Origin of the sequence: Algibacter sp. 2305UL17-15 (assembly GCF_040720935.1) — a bacterium.
GTDB lineage: Bacteria > Bacteroidota > Bacteroidia > Flavobacteriales > Flavobacteriaceae > Jejuia.
Map to the genome: position 1 here is coordinate 1 of NZ_JBFDAE010000017.1, position 18,324 is coordinate 18,324.

The following is an 18,324-nucleotide window of genomic DNA, read 5'->3' on the forward strand; positions in this document are numbered from 1 at the left end:
CCGCGGAACCCGAGCGCTCAACTGGAAACTGTTGAACAGCTTTTCTTGAAATATCTTGTTGCCTTGCATATGTTAATATACGAAATTTCTGTATATTTACCAAAACGTTGTGCAACAGGCACAATGGCTATAAGTAATTGCTCGTTATCGCCTACTTCTGAAAATCCTCGCGGAATTTTCTCTGGCTCAATTTTGTTTGCTAAATTAGTAGCTTAATCACGCAACTATCATTACACCCGGCTCGTTAGACGAACCCAAAAAATCTACCTAGAATAATTAGGAGATTCCTTAGTAATAGTCACATCATGTGGATGACTTTCGTTAATGCCACTAGCAGTAATCTTCACAAACTGTCCCGTTTCTTTTAAAGTCTCGATATCTTTTGCACCACAGTAGCCCATTCCTGCTCGTAAGCCACCAATAAACTGATGGATACTTTCGTATAAATCGCCTTTATAAGGTACACGACCAACAATGCCTTCTGGTACTAACTTTTTAATATCATCTTCAACATCTTGGAAATAACGGTCTTTACTACCTTCTTTCATGGCTTCAACAGAACCCATACCGCGATAGGACTTGAATTTCCGTCCTTCGTAAATAATAGTTTCCCCTGGAGATTCCTTAGTTCCTGCCAAAAGCGATCCTAACATTACCGTATCTGCTCCTGCTGCAATGGCTTTAGGAATATCGCCTGTATAACGAATACCTCCATCTGCTATTACTGGAACACCCGAGCCTTTAATTGCCGCAGCAACTTCCAGTACTGCCGAGAATTGAGGAAAACCAACACCTGCAACTACACGCGTCGTACAAATAGACCCTGGGCCAATACCAACTTTTACAGCATCAGCACCAGCTTCTACTAAGTATTTAGCTGCTGCTCCTGTTGCAATATTTCCAACAATAACGTCTAGTTCTGGGAATTTAGATTTAATTTCCTTTAAAACACCAACCACACCTTTTGTATGTCCGTGGGCTGTATCAATCACTACGGCATCAACGCCTGCATTTACTAAAGCTTCAGCCCTTTCAACGGCATCTCCAGTTACACCAATGGCAGCAGCAACACGTAAGCGTCCGTATTGATCTTTATTGGCATTTGGCTTTTGGCTCAACTTCGTGATATCCCTAAAGGTTATTAAACCAGATAGTTTATAATTATCATCAACTATGAGTAGCTTTTCAATTTTATGTTCTTGAAGAATTAATTCAGCATCTTTTAAAGACGTTCCAACTGCGGCAGTCACCAAGTTTTCACTTGTCATAACCTCAACAATCGGTCTTTTATTATCATGCTCAAAACGTAAATCACGATTCGTAACAATGCCTTTTAAAATCCCCTCTTCATCAACAATAGGAATACCACCTATACCATATTCCGCCATGTATTTTTTTGCATGCTTCACTTTTGCAGTTAGTGGCAAGGTTACAGGGTCGATAATCATGCCGCTTTCCGCACGTTTTACCTTTCTCACTTTTAGTGCTTGAGCCTCAATAGACATATTTTTATGTAACACGCCAATACCGCCTTCTTGCGCCATGGCAATAGCCATTTTGCTTTCGGTAACCGTATCCATTGCTGCCGAAATTATAGGCACGTTTATGGTAATGTTACGGGTAAATTTTGTTTGAATATTTACTTCTCGGGGTAATACTTCTGAAAAAGCTGGAACCAGTAAAACGTCGTCATAGGTTAACCCTTCTCCTAGTATCTTGTCTTGATGTGCAGTCATGTTGCAATTACATTATAATTGCGTGCAAATATACAATTTATACTTGAAATAAATGGTTTTATTAAAATTTAACAGGGCAAACTGAACATGGCATATTTAGGGCTTTCAATGTAAAAACAGGCAGAATAAACGAATCCGAAGGATTCAAATATTTATAACCTCAACAAATGAAGAAAGATACGACCCCGACGGGGTCGCATATAAAACAAAATTGGGCTATACATATGGAACCCCGTTGGGGTTTAAAAACTATTAATTTATGATTAATAGACTAACTCGGAGTCTAGCTAACGAGGTATTAATTCCGATAGCTATGGACTAAATTCAGAAAAAAAGCGAGGCAAATATCAGGGTATAAAAGCCTAAAAATTTAACGTATTCGATTAGGGGCAGTTGCTTTACCTTGGAAATTAAAAAATACTATTTAAAATTATAATGCTCTCTAGCCTTTTTTGCCCAAGAAATTAAAGCTTCTTTTTCGGCTTCTGTAATAGAACCATGTAACCAAGTATAGGAATCTAAAGGCATTTCGCCTTCTTCTACTTCTTCAATTAATTCATCTAGTTTATGGTCTTTCTTTTTGTCGGTATATGTTTCCCATTTAGAAACGTTGAAGTGTTCGTTTCCTTCTTCAATATGGTCATGCAACCAAAAAGATACCGGAGCAACCTCGGCATACCAAGGATATTCTGTTTTATTACTGTGGCAGTCGTAACAGTTGTTTTCTAAAACAGAAACAATTTCTTTGCTTGGTTTTGTTTCAGCTTCAAAAGCAGCAACATCTCTATATTCAGCGTTGTTTTTTTCTGGTCTGTAGAATTGAATTAAGACTAGAGCTATTAATAATGCAACTAAAATTTTCTTTATTATTTTCATCTAAATATTTTTTAAAATTTAATTTGAAGCGTTGTGTACCAGTTTCTTGGGGCAGATGGAATAATTCCGGGTCCAGGATAACCGGTTGCTCTTCTGGTAAAATAACTGTTATCTAAAAGATTATTTATTCCTGTTTCTAATTTGAGGTTTTTGTAGCTGTAGGATAGTGAAACATCTAATATATCGTATTCCGGTATCTCCCCTATTACACCACTTAAAGTAGCGGCTTTAGAATTTGTAGCATCTGTAAACTGATTTCCTAAATAAGTATATTGAATGCTCCCAAGAAGGTTTTTATAACCACCATTTAATCCCATTTTTAAATTTAAATCTGGAATAAATTCTACTTTGTTTCCTTTTATGCCCGCTTGTTCAGATGCGGTGTATTCAGAATTTATGATGGATGTATTTATAAAGTAATTCAATTTAACATCGTTATCTAAACTAAATATTTTCTTCAAATTGAAATCGAAAAGCGATTCTACACCATACATCACAGCATCACCAACGTTTCCTCGCTCACTTACAACTCTTCCGTCCGGTAATGCCTTTTGCACAAAGCCAATTCTTCCGTTGTAGAATAAGCCAAAGACCCCCAAATCGTATGACACGAAACGTTTATAATTTCCTCTAATTCCTAAATCTGCCGTAAAACCATCTTCATCTGTAATATCAGGATTTATTGAAAACGCAGGGTTTGTGATGTTGATATCTGAAAACGTAACAGAACGATAATTCTGGGAAATGTTCCCATAAAGTTCTAAGTTAGAATTTGCTTTATAACTCAAGCCTAATCCTAATAATACAAATGAGCGTTCGAAATCCCTATCGTCTTGAATTGTTTCTTCAAAAATAACATTGCCCGCAGCATCTGTGTTTATACGCTTAAAAAAGCCTTCACTTTGTGTTTTGATATATTCAAAGCGAAACCCTGGGGTTACAGAAAATTGGTCTGACAGATAAAAAATATTTTCTCCAAATACTGCAACATTTAGGTTTGGTAAATCGAATTGGGATTGGTCTGGATAATTTGGAAAATCCTCGGTCGCAAAATTAAAATCCGGTCCAATACCATCGCTCCCAGGCCCTTGTTTTTGAAAATTATTAGCTTTATAAAATTTGGTGCCAATTAAAAATGTAGCATTCTTATTCTGTACTTTATATTTACTTAATAGACGAGATTCAAAACCAAAATTATTAAAGTCGCCTACAATTAAATCACGCTCATTTCCCGGGTCTACTTGATTGACTCTATTGGTTCTAAAGCCTAAAGCGTTACGCGATGCATTCAATCCGAAAAAATTAAATGTAAAATTGGTCTGTTCTGAAAACTTATGCGCAAATTTTAGATTGTACAACAGCCAATCTACCTCAAACCAATTTCGTGCCCTATTACTTTGAAACGGGTTTTCGTTAAACATTTGGTCTGTTAAGCCACCTCCCTGTTGCGCCAAGTAATTCATATAGGTAAGTTCGCCTTCCAATGATGTTTTTTTGTTGAACCGATACCCGATATGTGCAAATAGATTTTTAGATTCAAATTCGGAATTTGGTCTAAAACCATCCCCCTTTTTGTAATTAAAATAGGTATAATACCTCCACTTGTTTTTTGTACCACTCAAACTTGTAAAGTTTGTGTATAAGCCAAAACTTCCTAAAGTATTTCTGGTTATGACTTCCAAGGGTTTGTTTGGGTTAGGCGATTTTAATTTGAAATTTATCAAACCGCCAAATTGGGTACCATATTGTAAAGAAGCTGCACCACGAATCACCTGAATTTCTTCCAAACCCTCGGCCGCTGGCGTATAATAACTTTCTGGATAGCCTAAAACATCTGCACTTATATCATAGCCATTTTGTCTGGTATTAAAATTTGCGGTTCGGTTTGGATCGAGACCACGACCTCCTACATTCAACTGTAATCCCGCATCATCATTCTGGTAAATATTTAAACCTGCAACTTGACTATAAATTTGACGTGCATTATTGGATGCCAAATTTGCCATAGATTGCTCTACCAAAACTACTTCGGTTTTCTTACCTGCGTAAATGGCGGTTTCTTCAACATCATTCAGTCTCTTCAGTTCAAAAATGCGTCGTTTTCGAGCGGTAATTTCTACTTCCGATAAATTTTGGGTTAAATCCTTTAGAAGAATTTTTAATTCTGAATTTGTTTCGGTTTCAATTGTTACTTCTTCAACTTCATATTCAAAAGAAAAGAATACTAAAGTGATTTCCTTTTTTGAGGTTTGAAATTCAAAATTTCCGTTTGAATTCGATGTTGTTAAAAGTCCCGAAGCTTTATCATATACTTTTACATCGGCAATTGGCTGGTCGGTTTTAGAAAAAACCACAACACCTTTTACGGTTTGTTGTGCGTACATTGACACACTAAAAATGAATGCGATAATAAGTTTACAATCCTTTAATGTCATCTGTAAAAGGTAAAATCCAATGCTTTGGTTTAAATGATTCTTTTTCCGCGAGCAAATCTACGGTTTTATCTATAAAAGGCCGACTTAATCTGCCGTTTAATGCGACATAACTTTCAACAAAAACCTGAACGTTTTTATGGCCTTGGGATTTAAAATGATTACCCAAATAATGTGCATATTCTAAAATAAAATCGGGTTGAAAGCTCATTTGTTTTTCTTGAAATGGCGTTAAGAAATCTTTATTATCCACATAGAAAAATTCTCCAGTTTTGCCATTTACAATCTTAAATGTTGCAATGCCCATTTTCTCCATGAGCATAACACGCCACGAGAAGCGATAGCCTTCTTCTGTCCAGAATAATTCGTTTGGGTATAGTAGATATCGAAATGGAAACAGTAGTTGAATACAGAAAAACATGATGATAATTGGCAACACCACACGTTGCCTTTTTACGTTAAATTTTTCTGTTATTGTTATTGATGTGCGATTTCTCGACTGCGCTCGAAGTGACACCTTATTAATTACTCGCCTTAGAAAACTGATAATCTTTTGATGAAAACCAGCTTCAAAAAAGATTAAAGTCGATACAATCATAATAAAGGGAAACATCCCGATAGGAAACAACACTCTGGTAAATACATGAAATATGACCACCAAAACAAAAGCGAATACTCTAGTTTTTCTATAAAGTAGTAAAAACGGGATGGTTAAATCGTACAAGGCACCACTCCAACTCATGGCAAAATGAAACCAATTTTGGTGCATTAATGTATCGCCAATAAAAGGTAAATCGTATTTTGAAGGTAACCAGATTTTTAAGGGTTGCGCTTTTAATAACCAGTCGCTATTTAATTTTGCCAAACCTGCATAAAAATAGACCATGCCTAAAAGTAGTTTTATACTGTCTATTGTCCATTTAGGAACTTCGGTGTACGTTTTTTTTCTTAGGAGGTTATCAACTGAAAAATGAGCATTAGCAGGTATAAAAATCATTAAAAAACTCAATAAACTTATAAAGTAATAATGATTTAAATAGGTGGTTTTATCCATCAATTCGATATAAGTGAAGCTTAAAAAGAATGTGATGATGGCTATTTTATACTTAAAACCCAAAGCCACAAAAATTGATGCCAATCCGCAAATAACGAAAAGCAAGTATGTACAATCGCCGAGTGGTTTAATCCACTCAAACCCGTAATATGAAAAATGAAATTTTGGTTGAATGTAAAGCGTTTCAATCCAACCGTGGTACCAAAACCGAATGATGCTAAAACACATCATAACACCAAACGCTATTCTGAATACTGCCAATGGTGCAGCATTTGTGGTTTGGTTTAGGTATGTTTTTACATCGAATTTCATCATATAAAAAAAGGTTGCCGTATTTTTATCGGACAACCTCTTATTTTTTGTTTATGCTTAATTAATCGCCATCAGCATCCGTAAAATCTACAACCACACCAAATGCTTGGATCATGTCTATTTTTAGATTAACAACTGCTAACTGCAAAGCATCATAGGCTTCTGTCATCTTCGTGTTATCTGTATTGATTTGGTTTACAAAATTGTTATCTAAAACCTGTATTTTTTGTCGTGCATTATCAAATCTAGTATTTATTAATATTGCTAAATCATTTCTATCTAAAAACTCTAAATACGTTTTAAAACTTTCTCCAGTAGAAGCGCCATTGTATTGTTTTCCATTATAAAAGTCCTGAGCTGCCTTAAGCCCTATTAAAGCTAAATCCTTTGAGACATCCTTTTTGTAAAAAGCCTCTACAGTCTCTGGTAAAGGAGCATTTGAAAAATTACCAGCTGGCGTTCCAATTTTTTTGGCTCGAAGTAACTTTTCATAGTAAAAAATGAAATCATTTACTATTTTATTTAAAGAGCTTGTTACCGAATTACTTGTTCCATTTACAAAGGTTGATCGATAGTTATTTTTCCAATCAGATAAAATAGAATTATTTAAGGTACTCATTTGATTAATAACATCTAACAAATATTTAGCATATCCATCTTTACTAGCATTAGATGTAAATTTATCAATAGCTTCAACGTCACTATCAGCAACTCCATGTATTAAAAAATCCAATGCTGGAAAACCCTGTGCGTCATGAAAATTAGCTGAATCTAAATCATAATTACCATTTGCTGAAGCATTTTGTACATCGGAAACGGTTAATGGATGTATATTGAAAAAACTAACAAACCCAAACTCTTCTCCACCCCGTTCTTCTGCTTTACCAATATTAAACATTTCAACATATTGCCAAGTTTTATAAGCTTCTAACCAAGCATCACTTAATGCCTCTAAGTTTGATTGATTCTTATCGTTAACAAAACTCGTTCTGGCAATATCTAAAGCAGACAATTTAGTTTTTAAATCTTCAAATGCAGGTATGATAATATTATCAGCTAAATTGGTTAACAACGCTCCTCTATCAAAATTATCAGTTTTTCCAGAAGGTCCATCATCGGAAGATGAACTACAAGCCACCATTAAACCAATTGTAAATACTACCAAAAAAATCTTTCTTATTATAATCATAACGGTATTAAAATAAATATTTTGCAAAAGTACTAAAAGTAGCCCTTGCATTTTGTGAACACAACAGCTACTTTCCTAAATAAAAACTACACCTTAATTCGCTGGCGCAGCTTGCGCTGTTGTAAATCCAAATTTAGCCGAAATCCCATCAGATATAGTATCCAAAGTTTGTGCTGTAACATCCCAGAAACCATTACCTTCCATAAGTTGTGCTAAATAGGCATCAACCTCAGCTTTGGTAAAATATGGTACTGTTGCGTTTGGTTGTCTTGTGAACTGTAAACTGTAAATAAATCCGTAAGCTTCAGATAATGCATGAAACGCTTTTGCTTTATCGGTGTCTAAACTAGCTTTTCCAGCTTGTAAATAAAACACAGCTCTTACTGCAGGTATTTTAGAAATATTCTCTCTAATAATCTCTGCTTGTTGGTTACGAACCGTATAGTTCTTTGCAACTATCGCCGCTCTTCCTAATTTAAAGGCGTCGTAAACATTAGCGGCTATTCCAGAAAAATCTGTGTCGCCTTCTACTCTATCCAAATATTCACTTAAAAATTGGTCTGCTTCCAAAACCGGAACAGCAGGATTTGCTTCGTTACCATATAAATAACCGTAAGCCTCATCCCATTTATGCTCCATAGTTGTGTAATCTTTACCGGATGCAATTGTACCTGCATCATTATCGGCTACATTTGTACCAGCATCTAAAACAGCAGGACTTAAATAATTATTAAGGATTTGATCCATCATCAAGGCGCCTATCAATCCTTTTGCAAAAGCTTGGTTGTATTCTAAACCTTTCTCATTTATATAACGGATGGTGCCACCACCTGCTTGTTGTAATTGACCTGCATTTCCAGCAGAAGCATTCGTGCTCCAATTAAGAAACACCTCATCTACTTGAGCACCTATAAAACCATCGAAATCTGCTTTAATAGCATTTGAAGCTGTGGTGTTTGCAGAAAAATAATCGGTTGAAGCAGCAACTTTACTTCTTACACTTTTATTTGAAGCGTTTAAATTGGCATCACTAAAATCATTTTCTCCTTCAACATGAGCAAACATAGCGTTAAGTTGCGTTTTTGTGCTATTGTTATCTTTTAGTGCAGAAATAAATTCTTCTGCCATTTGGATTCTTGTGGTTTGACCACCAAAATTTACTGTGGAATTTCCACTTCTTGTAAAATTGTAAGTTGCCGGTGCAACAATTAAATTACTTGTATCTCCATCATCATCATTTGAACATGAGGTAACCACGCCACCTATAATTAATAAACTTAGAGCTAATTTTTTCATTTTAAAATTGATTTGTTATTTTTATTTAGACTTATTATAAATAATATTTCATTTTCAGTTGCAAATATAAAACTCATTCTTATTTAGACAAAGTTTATTTAGATTAAATTTAAATAGAGTTTGCGGGAGGTTTTTATTTTATTGAATTTCAATTATTTAAATCGAAATAAAATCTAAAATTTAACATTTAAATCATCTCATTACCTAAAAAAAAGTGTTTTTTGGTTTAATGATACACATTAAAAATCTTGGAAGCTTCATTATAAGCACTCTCAAAACTGAGTGCGTTTAAACTATTTTTTTTGTGTGAAGTGAAGTAGGATAATAGTTTTTCGGTAGGCATGTTACCTGTAAGTTCGTCTTTTGCCATGGGGCATCCGCCAAAACCCTGAATGGCACCATCAAAACGGTTGCAACCAGCTTTGTGGGCAGCATCCACCTTTTCAAACCAAGAACTCGGAGTAGTATGTAAATGTGCACCAAATTCTATATTCGGATATAATGGAATTAAGTTTGAAAACAGATAATCGATACTTTCTGGCTCTGAAGTGCCAACGGTATCACTCAATGATAAAATCTTTACGCCCATATTGGCGAGTTTCTCCGTCCACTCCCCTACTATATCCACATTCCATGGGTCACCGTATGGGTTTCCAAATCCCATAGAAATGTAAACCACGACTTCTTTGTTCGTTTTAGCCGCAATCTCCAAAATTTCGGAAAGTATAACAACAGATTCTGCAATGGTTTTATGTGTATTACGCATCTGGAAGTTCTCTGAAATTGAAAACGGATAGCCTAAATAATCTATTGCCCCATGTTTACAGGCATCGTTCACGCCCCTTGTGTTGGCTATAATCGCCAATAATTTGCTAGTGGTTTTACTTAAATCTAATTGAGATAATACGGCAGCGGTATCCACCATTTGAGGAATGGCTTTTGGCGACACAAAACTTCCAAAATCAATGGTATCAAAACCTACTCGCAATAAAGATTGGATGTACTGCACCTTTTGCGCAGTAGGTATAAATTGCTTTATACCTTGCATGGCATCGCGAGGGCATTCAATAATTTTTACAGGTTTTGACATGCATTCCATTTAAAGGAGAGGATAAAAATAATATTATTTTTAAGAATGTAAGTTTTTATTTAGAATTACGACACAAGAAAAATATGTATTAATCCGTAAAAATATTTACCATGAAAAAAATTACCCTCCTTTTATTCTTTTTAGTTTGCTCTTTTGCGTTTAGCCAAAGTGTTGCAAATTATGATATTTCAATCACAACTATTTGGAATTCTACCGATCATACTTCTGTACCTGGTGGCGCACATTGGTCTCCTTTAGCAGGAGCGACCCATAAAAACCCTAATGATATTTTAGAGTTTGGAGCTACAGCACCTTTAACAAATGGTATAAAAAATATCGCAGAAACCGGTAACACTACTAATTTTGAAAATGAAATTAATTCTAATGCAAATACAGGTATTTATTTACAACAAGGGTTTTCTCCTTCTCAAGGAAACAACAGTTCAGCTGCTTTAAGTGGTGTATCCATAGCTGAAGATTTCCCATATATTACGCTTGTGTCTATGGTAGCACCGAGTCCAGATTGGTTTATAGCTGTTAATAATCTAAATTTAAGATCTGGAAACCCCTCCGTTAATAATGGCTGGAAAGACACTTTTACTATGGATGTTTTTGCTTATGATGCTGGCACAGATTCTGGAACAGACTATGGTTCTGGAAATTCTGTTACTTCACCACGAGAACCAATAACAATGATTTCAGGCCCTCCTATAAATGGTAATAGAATGGCAACTATTACGTTTACCTATAACTCTTCTACTTTAAGTACTAACTCTCAGAATAACATAGAAAACATTAAAATATTCCCTAATCCAGTACAAGACAAACTAGCGGTTTCCAATCTTAAAAATTCCAATATTGAAAGTCTTGAAATTTACTCTATTCTAGGAAAACTAACTAAATCTATTTTAGTGAATAAAGGCATAAACAATCTTGAAGTAAATGTATCTGATTTAAATTCAGGGATGTATTTATTGAAACTGGTTAACGAAGAAGACAACAGTGAAACTAGAAAATTAATTGTGCAATAACTGATCTTTAATATCAACCCTTTTTCCAAAAAATTCATACTATTGGACATTTTTGATCCTCTCAAAATGTCCAATAAATTTTGGTTAAATCTAAGTTTTATCACTTAATTATTCCCTTATCGTTTAAAGAAATTCGTTAGCCCATAACTACTTAGAGAATCATGATTTTTTAGTCCCAATTAGTTTCAATTCCACAATAATTAGCTTGTTTGAGCAATAATTTGTTAAATAAACGAAAATATTCGCCGTACAACGTCTTTATTATCGGTCATATTCATTTCCGAATACATTTGTAGTGAAATAATTCAACCCCAAATGAATATTTTTACCTACAAAGCTAACGTCCTTGTTTCATTGCTATTCCTGTCAATGACACATTTTGGTATTTCCCAAAATGAAACACCTACTAATTGTGGGCAAATTACGTCACCTCAAACACTAACATTTTACAACAGTATCAAATCGCAGCTTGCAACATACGAGCAGGATTTTTCTAATTATAAAATGAAAAAAGGCCCTGTTCCTGCCAACATTATAAATGCTGTCCCGATTAAAGCTCACATTATTAGAAATTCTGATGGTTCTGGCGGTTTAAGTACGGGCAGTTTAAATCATGCAATAGATAATCTTAACTTGTCATTCGAAAACGCTTACCTAGAATTCTTTCTTTGTGATGGTATCGATTATATTGATAGCGATGTTTTTTCCGATTTTAGAAGTGGAGATGAAGACGCCTTAAAAGAAACAAATTATGTTCCTGGCGTTATAAATATCTATTTTGTTGATAACCTTACAAATGCTTCTGAAGATGCAATCTGTGGCTACAGCGATAATACCGGAAGAAACGACGTTGTTGTTATGAAAACGGACTGTGCCATAAACGGTTCTTCCCTAGCACACGAAATGGGGCATTTTTTCTCTCTTTTACACACTCATGGACCTTCTAATAATACCTTAACAACCGAATTGGTTAATGGCAGCAATTGCGATACGGATGGCGATGGTATTTGTGATACACCTGCAGATCCTAGATTAACCGCTTCTAACGTAGATAGTTCTTGTAACTATATTGGAGATGCAGTTGATGCTAATGGAGATGCTTTTATGCCAGACACGAACAACATCATGTCTTACTCAAGAAAAAATTGTAGAACTGTTTTTTCAAATCAACAATCGGCGCGCATGTACGCCTATTATATGGCGGTAAAAAATTATTTGGCTTGTCCTTCTTTCAATGCTAATATTGCAGTAAATGAATCAGAGACTTGCGAAGCTTCTTTGACCGTGAATTTTGAAAGCTTGAGTGAAAATGCTACCAACTGGCAATGGGATATTGATGCCGATGGTGTTATAGATTATACGACTCAAAACCCTACGCATACCTATGAAACCGGAATTTATGATGTTATTTTGACTGTAACAAACGATTCTAAAAGCATTACAAGACAGTTTATCAACTATATAAAAGTTGGAAGTGAAATTGAACCATTATTTGAAGATTTCGAGGATTTTGAAATGACTGGCAAACATGGTTGGTCGGCTATTGACACTTCTGGCAAAGGCTATAACTGGCTTGCTAGTAAAGGCTTAATACACTCTAAAGGTACAGGTCCTAAACAAAAATCTGGTAGCGTATCGAATACTTACATATTTGCTGAGGCTTCTGGAGTTGAAGCAGGTGCTGTTGCCGAATTTATTTCGCCTTGTTTTTATGTTGAATTTGAAAATAGTGAACTAGAATTTGGATACCATATGTTTGGTAAACGTATAGGCGAGCTTCATATAGATTTAAAAACCGAAGATGGCTATATCAATGACATTATTCCAGCTTTAGTTGGTGGCCAACAACAAAATCAAGATGATGATTTCTTAACGACATCTGTAAACTTATCGGCTTATACTGGACAAAATGTTAAGATACGCTTTAGAGCAGTTAGAGGCAGCGGATGGGATGGCGATATTGCCATAGACAATATTTCTGTTAATATCATATATACTGCCATTACTGATGATTTATATACGGTTTACCCTAACCCAGCTAAAGACAATATCATTTATATTAAAAACAAAGACCCTAAAAATATATCTACATTTAGTGTCATGAATTTAATGGGACAAGAATTTTTAAGAGGTACAATCACAAACCGACCAATTGATGTAAGTAGTTTGTCTTCGGGAACTTATTTGTTGACAATTTCTGATGGAAAGTCTAGAATTCTGAAAAAGATAATCAAGTAAGTTTTATATTTCCTTTAGAATTAATTTATTGATACGTTTGATAAGGCTTGGCCCTTCATAAATAAACCCAGTATAAATTTGTACCAAATCTGCGCCTGCATTTAGTTTTTCTAAGGCATCTTCAGCAGAATGAATACCTCCTACCCCTATTATTGGAAACGACTTATTGCCTTTGTCCGAAAGGTACTTTATAACCCGTGTGCTTTTCTCTTTTATGGGTTGTCCACTTAATCCGCCATTCCCTATGTTTTCCAGTTGTACTTTCGAAGCCTTTAAACCGCTTCTATCGGTTGAAGTATTACTGGCAATTACACCGTCAAGATTTGTAGTTTTTACAAGTTCTATAATTTCATCTAGCTGTCCGTCATTCAAATCGGGAGCAATTTTTAAAACAATTGGTTTTTGGGTTTCAAATGTGCTATTAGCTTTTCTAACTGCACCAATCAACTCTTCCAAATAATCCTTATCATTCAGTTTTGCGTGACTTCCGACGTTTGGACAACTCACATTCAACACAAAATAATCTACATAAGGATGTAGCGCATTAAAGCATTCCAAATAATCCTTGGTATAATCCTCAGGTTTAGTATCTGTATTTTTTCCAATATTCCCACCAATAATCAGTTTGCCTTTATTCTTTTTTAATTGCAAAATAGCAGCCTCCAATCCTTCATTATTAAAACCCATGCGGTTGATAATACCTTTATCTTCCTTAAGTCTGAATAATCGTTTCTTCGGATTTCCCACTTGTCCTTTTGGGGTAACCGTTCCAATTTCAATAAAACCAAAACCAAAATTTGCCAGTTCGTTATATAATACGGCGTTTTTATCAAATCCAGCAGCTAGACCCACAGGGTTTTTGAATTTGAGTCCGAAAACTTCCCGCTCTAACCGTTTGTCTTCAACTGAATACAAACTTCTGAATACAGCAGGTAATCCTGGTATTTTAGAAGTCATTTTAATTAATGAAAAGGTAAAATGATGAATTTTTTCGGGATCGAATGAGAAAAATAGAGGACGAAGCAGTAATTTGTACATCTGTTTTATTTATGCAAAAATAGGTTGAAAAATTGTAAATAAAAAATGGCCTATCGAATCTCTAATTCTCTTCTTTTTTCGATTAATAATCGTAATTTACGAGCCAATAATGATTTGAAAAATACCATTTCAGTTCTCTCTAAACAAACTAAAACTAATTACTTAAGATGATTTCAAAAGAACACATCATAAAACGATTTACCAGTTACGTCACCATTGATACAGAATCTGACCCAACTTCCGACACTACGCCAAGTACCAAAAAACAATGGGATTTGGCCAATAAACTTGCTGAAGAATTAAGAGCAATTGGAATGCAAGATGTTACCATAGATGACAATGCATACATCATGGCAACCCTACCAAGTAATGTAGATTATAATGTGCCAACTATTGGTTTTATTTCTCATTTTGACACCTCTCCGGATTTTACAGGTGCCAATGTAAAGCCTCAAGTGATAGAGAATTACCATGGTGGCGATATCGTTTTGAACAAAGAAGAAAACATCATTTTATCTCCTGATTATTTCGAAGATCTAAAATTGTACATCGGACAAACCTTAATTACAACCGATGGCACTACCCTTCTTGGGGCAGATGATAAAGCGGGGATTTGTGAAATTGTTTCTGCCATGGAATATTTAATTAATCACCCTGAAATAAAACATGGTAAAATACGCGTTGGTTTTACGCCAGATGAGGAAATTGGAAGAGGTGCCCATAAATTTGATGTTGAAAAATTTGCAGCAGATTGGGCATATACCATGGATGGCAGTCAAATTGGGGAACTGGAATACGAAAATTTCAACGCTGCAAGTGCCGTAGTTAAAGTGAAAGGAAAAATTGTACATCCAGGTTATGCCAAAGGTAAAATGATTAACTCCATGTATATTGCTACTGAATTTATCAACTCGCTTCCAAGAATTGAAACCCCTGAACACACTTCAGAGTATCAAGGCTTTTTTCATTTACATGATATTGAAGGAAATGTTGAAGAAACTACCTTGCAATATATCATTAGAGACCATGACATGGGGCATTTTGAAGCGCGAAAAGAAGTGATGCAAAAATTGACCAATGAGCTTAATTCCCAATACGGAAGGGAAGTTATTACTACTGAAATAAAAGACCAATACTACAACATGCGCGAAAAGATCATACCCGTAATGCACATTGTGGATATTGCGGAAGAAGCCATGAAACAATTGAACATTGAACCACTAATTAAAGCTATTCGCGGTGGGACCGATGGGGCTCAATTAAGTTATAAGGGCTTGCCTTGTCCTAATATTTTTGCTGGTGGACATAACTTTCATGGGCGTTACGAATATGTTCCTGTGGAGAGTATGATTAAAGCTACTGAGGTGATTTGTAAGATTGCGGAATTGACGGCTTTGGAGGAGAAGTAAAAGAGTTTTCAGTCGCAGTAGAAATCGCTATGAAATTAACCTTATATCCAAAATAAACAGCCATGAAAAATCTCATAGTAATCAGTATAGTTCTTTTAACTACGTTTTCCGCGATGGCACAATGGAAAAATCGATATCCGAAAGTAGATGGCTATGGTCATCACGTGTATTTAGAAGGTTACGAACTTCCAGTTTTAAATGCTGGCGCCATGGATCCTGCGCCCTCGCCTCATAACAATCAAGTGGTGTTTTCGGCTAAAGGATGGTTATGGCTCATGGATTTTGAGACTTCAGAAGCACACAGAATAACCACATCTTCTGGTATGGATTCTAGACCAAATTGGTCACAGAATGGCGAGCAAATAGTTTTTATTCGGGATAATAGTTTAGATACCCAAATAGTATTACTCGACCTCCAATCAAAAAAAGAAACTGTATTGGTGGATACGGAAGCTTTAGAATTGGACCCTATTTTTTCTTCATCTGGGGAATTTGTGTATTATTCATCTGCTAAAAATGCGTCTTTTGATCTTTGGAAAATAAACTTGTCAACTTTAGAGACTTCCCTTATTACAAAAAATAGTAGCCTTGAAAGACTTCCTGTTCCTACACTTCAAGAAGATAAAATAGTGTACTTAAAAAAAACAGGCTTTTCATATGATTCTATTGAGCTATTTGATGTGAAGCAAAATATATCCTCCCCTTTAGCCGAAGAAAATTTTATGTCCCAAGCTGCTTTTGCGCTTTCTCCTGATAATCAAACCTTAGTCTATACGTGGCCAAACGGCGACGATTATGAACTTCGATTGTTAAATATTTCAATTCCGAAGAGCAGAATGTTATTGACCAAAAGCGAAGGACTTCCTTTAGCTCCAAAATTTAGCTCAGATGGCAAATGGGTCTATTATGCTGAAAACAATACAAATGAAATTTCCGAATTGAAACGAATATCCATCAATGGAGGATTACCAGAAACTTTAAAAGTCAACAAATGGGATTATGGCGTGGAAACTGGCAAACTAAAAATTGTGAGCAAAGTAGATGGCAAAATAGATGCCGTTAGATTAAGTATCACAGACAAAAATGGACACCCAATTATTCCCAATAAAGGCATTATCCATTCTGAAGGACAAAACGGCATCGTGTTTTTCTATGCCTCAGGAGAAGTAGAAATTGAAGCACCACTTGGCGAAGTGACTATAACCGCTGTTCATGGTTTTGCGACCCCTAAACATGTTCAGAGCGTTGAGATAAAACAGGGTTCTACTACTACAGAACTGAACTTAAATAAAAATTGGGATGCAAAAAAAGACGGGTGGTATTCGGCAGATAATCATTTTCATCTCAATTATGGTGGCACTAGCCAATTAGACCCTGAGGATATTCTAGTCGATTTAAAAGCTGAAGATATAGATATAGCATATGCATTAGTCGCCAATTTAGGAAACCGGTTTCTAGAGCAAGACCTAATCAATTGGAAAAGTGATGAAACTCCAATGTTGCGGTTTGGACAAGAAGTCCGTTCTCATTTTCTTGGCCATTTAAATTTGATAGGAATTAAAGCATTGTATTGGCCTTGGGTTTGGGGCCCTTATTACGATATTTATGGAACTGACGACAGGTTAAATGCTGAACCGCTGCGTTTTACTCGGGAACAAGGTGGGGTTTCTGGCTATGTACATCCAGTTTCTATAAAAGACCCTTTTAAAGAAGGAGGTGCAAGATCCATTCCAGTATCGTTGATAGCTGATGCGGTTTTGGGAGAAGTAGATATTTTAGAGTTGGGATGTTTATGGACAGATGAAATTGGAACATCGGCATTATGGCATGAGTTTCTAAATTTGGGAATTCCAATGGCATTATCGGCAGGTAGTGATGTCATGAACGACCTCTACAGAACCATGGCAATAGGTGCAGCTCGAGTTTACGTAAAACCAGAAGGCACATTTACGGAACAAAGTTTTTTAGATGCTTTAAAAAAAGGCAAAAGCTTCGTGAGTAATGGGCCTCAAGTACTTTTTACTGTAAATAATAAAGAGGTAGGCGATGTTGTAAAATCAAATAAAACTAAAGCGCAATGGTTGCTCAAAGTACATGCCCCAATTCCATATGAAACAATAGAAATTTTTGTGAATGGAAAAGTAGTGTGGACGAAAAAAAGTAAAGGTAGAACTTCTGAAACCTACAAAGGTTCTATTACTATTCCCGAAGGAGGTTGGGTTACAGCAAGGGTTTCTGGCGGAAAAGTCGATTGGCCCATGATGGACAGTTACCCTTTTGCTGAAAGTTCGCCAATTTGGTTTCATAAAATTGGGAGCACTTCTGAAATATCTAGAATTGAAGCAGCGACCAAACTTTTGAAAGCATTAGAAGTTTCTGAAAATCGTCTTAAAGGAGGTTATAAAAATCAGCAAATACCGAAACTTAGTGCTCATTTTTCTAAAGCTAAGAAAGTATTAATAGAACTTTCTGGGGATAATAATAATTAAAAAACAGACTTAATCACACTACAATAAACCTTAAACACGACTATTACAAAACTTGACTTTGTAAAAAATTTCAGCTATCTTCGTTTAACAACCGATAAAGTTCATTGAAACGGAACTTTATCTTTGTATTACCC

General features: G+C 35.5%; 13 protein-coding genes. 5 read left to right on the plus strand and 8 right to left on the minus strand.

What is annotated here, in order from left to right:
* The coding region (locus tag ABXQ82_RS15710; protein ID WP_367061872.1) for a hypothetical protein at positions 1 to 216 on the plus strand (216 nt) is incomplete at its 5' end.
* Between the two features lie 47 nt (positions 217 to 263).
* On the opposite strand, the gene guaB is transcribed toward ABXQ82_RS15710, so the two are convergent.
* From guaB to ABXQ82_RS15745, 7 genes are all read right to left on the minus strand, one after another.
* Positions 264 to 1,736, minus strand: coding sequence for an IMP dehydrogenase (guaB, locus tag ABXQ82_RS15715; protein WP_367061875.1), 1,473 nt, complete (start codon positions 1,734 to 1,736; stop codon positions 264 to 266).
* Positions 1,737 to 2,156: 420 nt separating this feature from the next.
* Positions 2,157 to 2,612: a heme-binding domain-containing protein gene (locus tag ABXQ82_RS15720; protein WP_367061878.1), complete on the minus strand. Its 456-nt coding sequence runs from the start codon at positions 2,610 to 2,612 to the stop codon at positions 2,157 to 2,159.
* A gap of 11 nt (positions 2,613 to 2,623) precedes the next feature.
* A complete protein-coding gene (locus tag ABXQ82_RS15725; protein WP_367061881.1) occupies positions 2,624 to 5,047 on the minus strand; it encodes a TonB-dependent receptor in 2,424 nt (807 codons plus the stop codon).
* Entirely contained in the window at positions 5,028 to 6,410 is a 1,383-nt protein-coding gene (locus ABXQ82_RS15730; protein ID WP_367062123.1) for an HTTM domain-containing protein, read from the minus strand. The genes ABXQ82_RS15725 and ABXQ82_RS15730 overlap by 20 nt, the downstream gene beginning before the upstream one ends.
* Before the next feature lie 61 nt (positions 6,411 to 6,471).
* Complete coding sequence (locus ABXQ82_RS15735; RefSeq protein WP_367061884.1) at positions 6,472 to 7,599, minus strand: imelysin family protein; 1,128 nt, start codon at positions 7,597 to 7,599, stop codon at positions 6,472 to 6,474.
* A gap of 93 nt (positions 7,600 to 7,692) precedes the next feature.
* On the minus strand, positions 7,693 to 8,895 hold the full coding sequence (locus ABXQ82_RS15740; protein WP_367061887.1) for a DUF4856 domain-containing protein: 1,203 nt from the start codon (positions 8,893 to 8,895) through the stop codon (positions 7,693 to 7,695).
* A 226-nt stretch (positions 8,896 to 9,121) separates the two neighbouring features.
* Positions 9,122 to 9,985 (minus strand): hydroxymethylglutaryl-CoA lyase, encoded by an 864-nt coding sequence (locus tag ABXQ82_RS15745; protein ID WP_367061890.1) that lies wholly within the window; start codon positions 9,983 to 9,985, stop codon positions 9,122 to 9,124.
* A gap of 110 nt (positions 9,986 to 10,095) precedes the next feature.
* Between ABXQ82_RS15745 and ABXQ82_RS15750 the strand changes: the two genes are divergently transcribed.
* Positions 10,096 to 11,016: a spondin domain-containing protein gene (locus ABXQ82_RS15750; RefSeq protein WP_367061893.1), complete on the plus strand. Its 921-nt coding sequence runs from the start codon at positions 10,096 to 10,098 to the stop codon at positions 11,014 to 11,016.
* Positions 11,017 to 11,331: 315 nt separating this feature from the next.
* Positions 11,332 to 13,254 (plus strand): T9SS type A sorting domain-containing protein, encoded by a 1,923-nt coding sequence (locus ABXQ82_RS15755; protein ID WP_367061896.1) that lies wholly within the window; start codon positions 11,332 to 11,334, stop codon positions 13,252 to 13,254.
* A gap of 3 nt (positions 13,255 to 13,257) precedes the next feature.
* On the opposite strand, the gene ABXQ82_RS15760 is transcribed toward ABXQ82_RS15755, so the two are convergent.
* Positions 13,258 to 14,292 (minus strand): quinone-dependent dihydroorotate dehydrogenase, encoded by a 1,035-nt coding sequence (locus tag ABXQ82_RS15760; RefSeq protein WP_367061899.1) that lies wholly within the window; start codon positions 14,290 to 14,292, stop codon positions 13,258 to 13,260.
* Positions 14,293 to 14,459: 167 nt separating this feature from the next.
* On the opposite strand from ABXQ82_RS15760, the gene pepT reads away from it, so the two are divergent.
* A complete protein-coding gene (pepT, locus tag ABXQ82_RS15765; RefSeq protein WP_367061902.1) occupies positions 14,460 to 15,701 on the plus strand; it encodes a peptidase T in 1,242 nt (413 codons plus the stop codon).
* Positions 15,702 to 15,763: 62 nt separating this feature from the next.
* Positions 15,764 to 18,190, plus strand: a complete 2,427-nt coding sequence (locus ABXQ82_RS15770) for a CehA/McbA family metallohydrolase (RefSeq protein WP_367061905.1) — start codon at positions 15,764 to 15,766, stop codon at positions 18,188 to 18,190.
* Positions 18,191 to 18,324 lie beyond the last annotated feature (134 nt).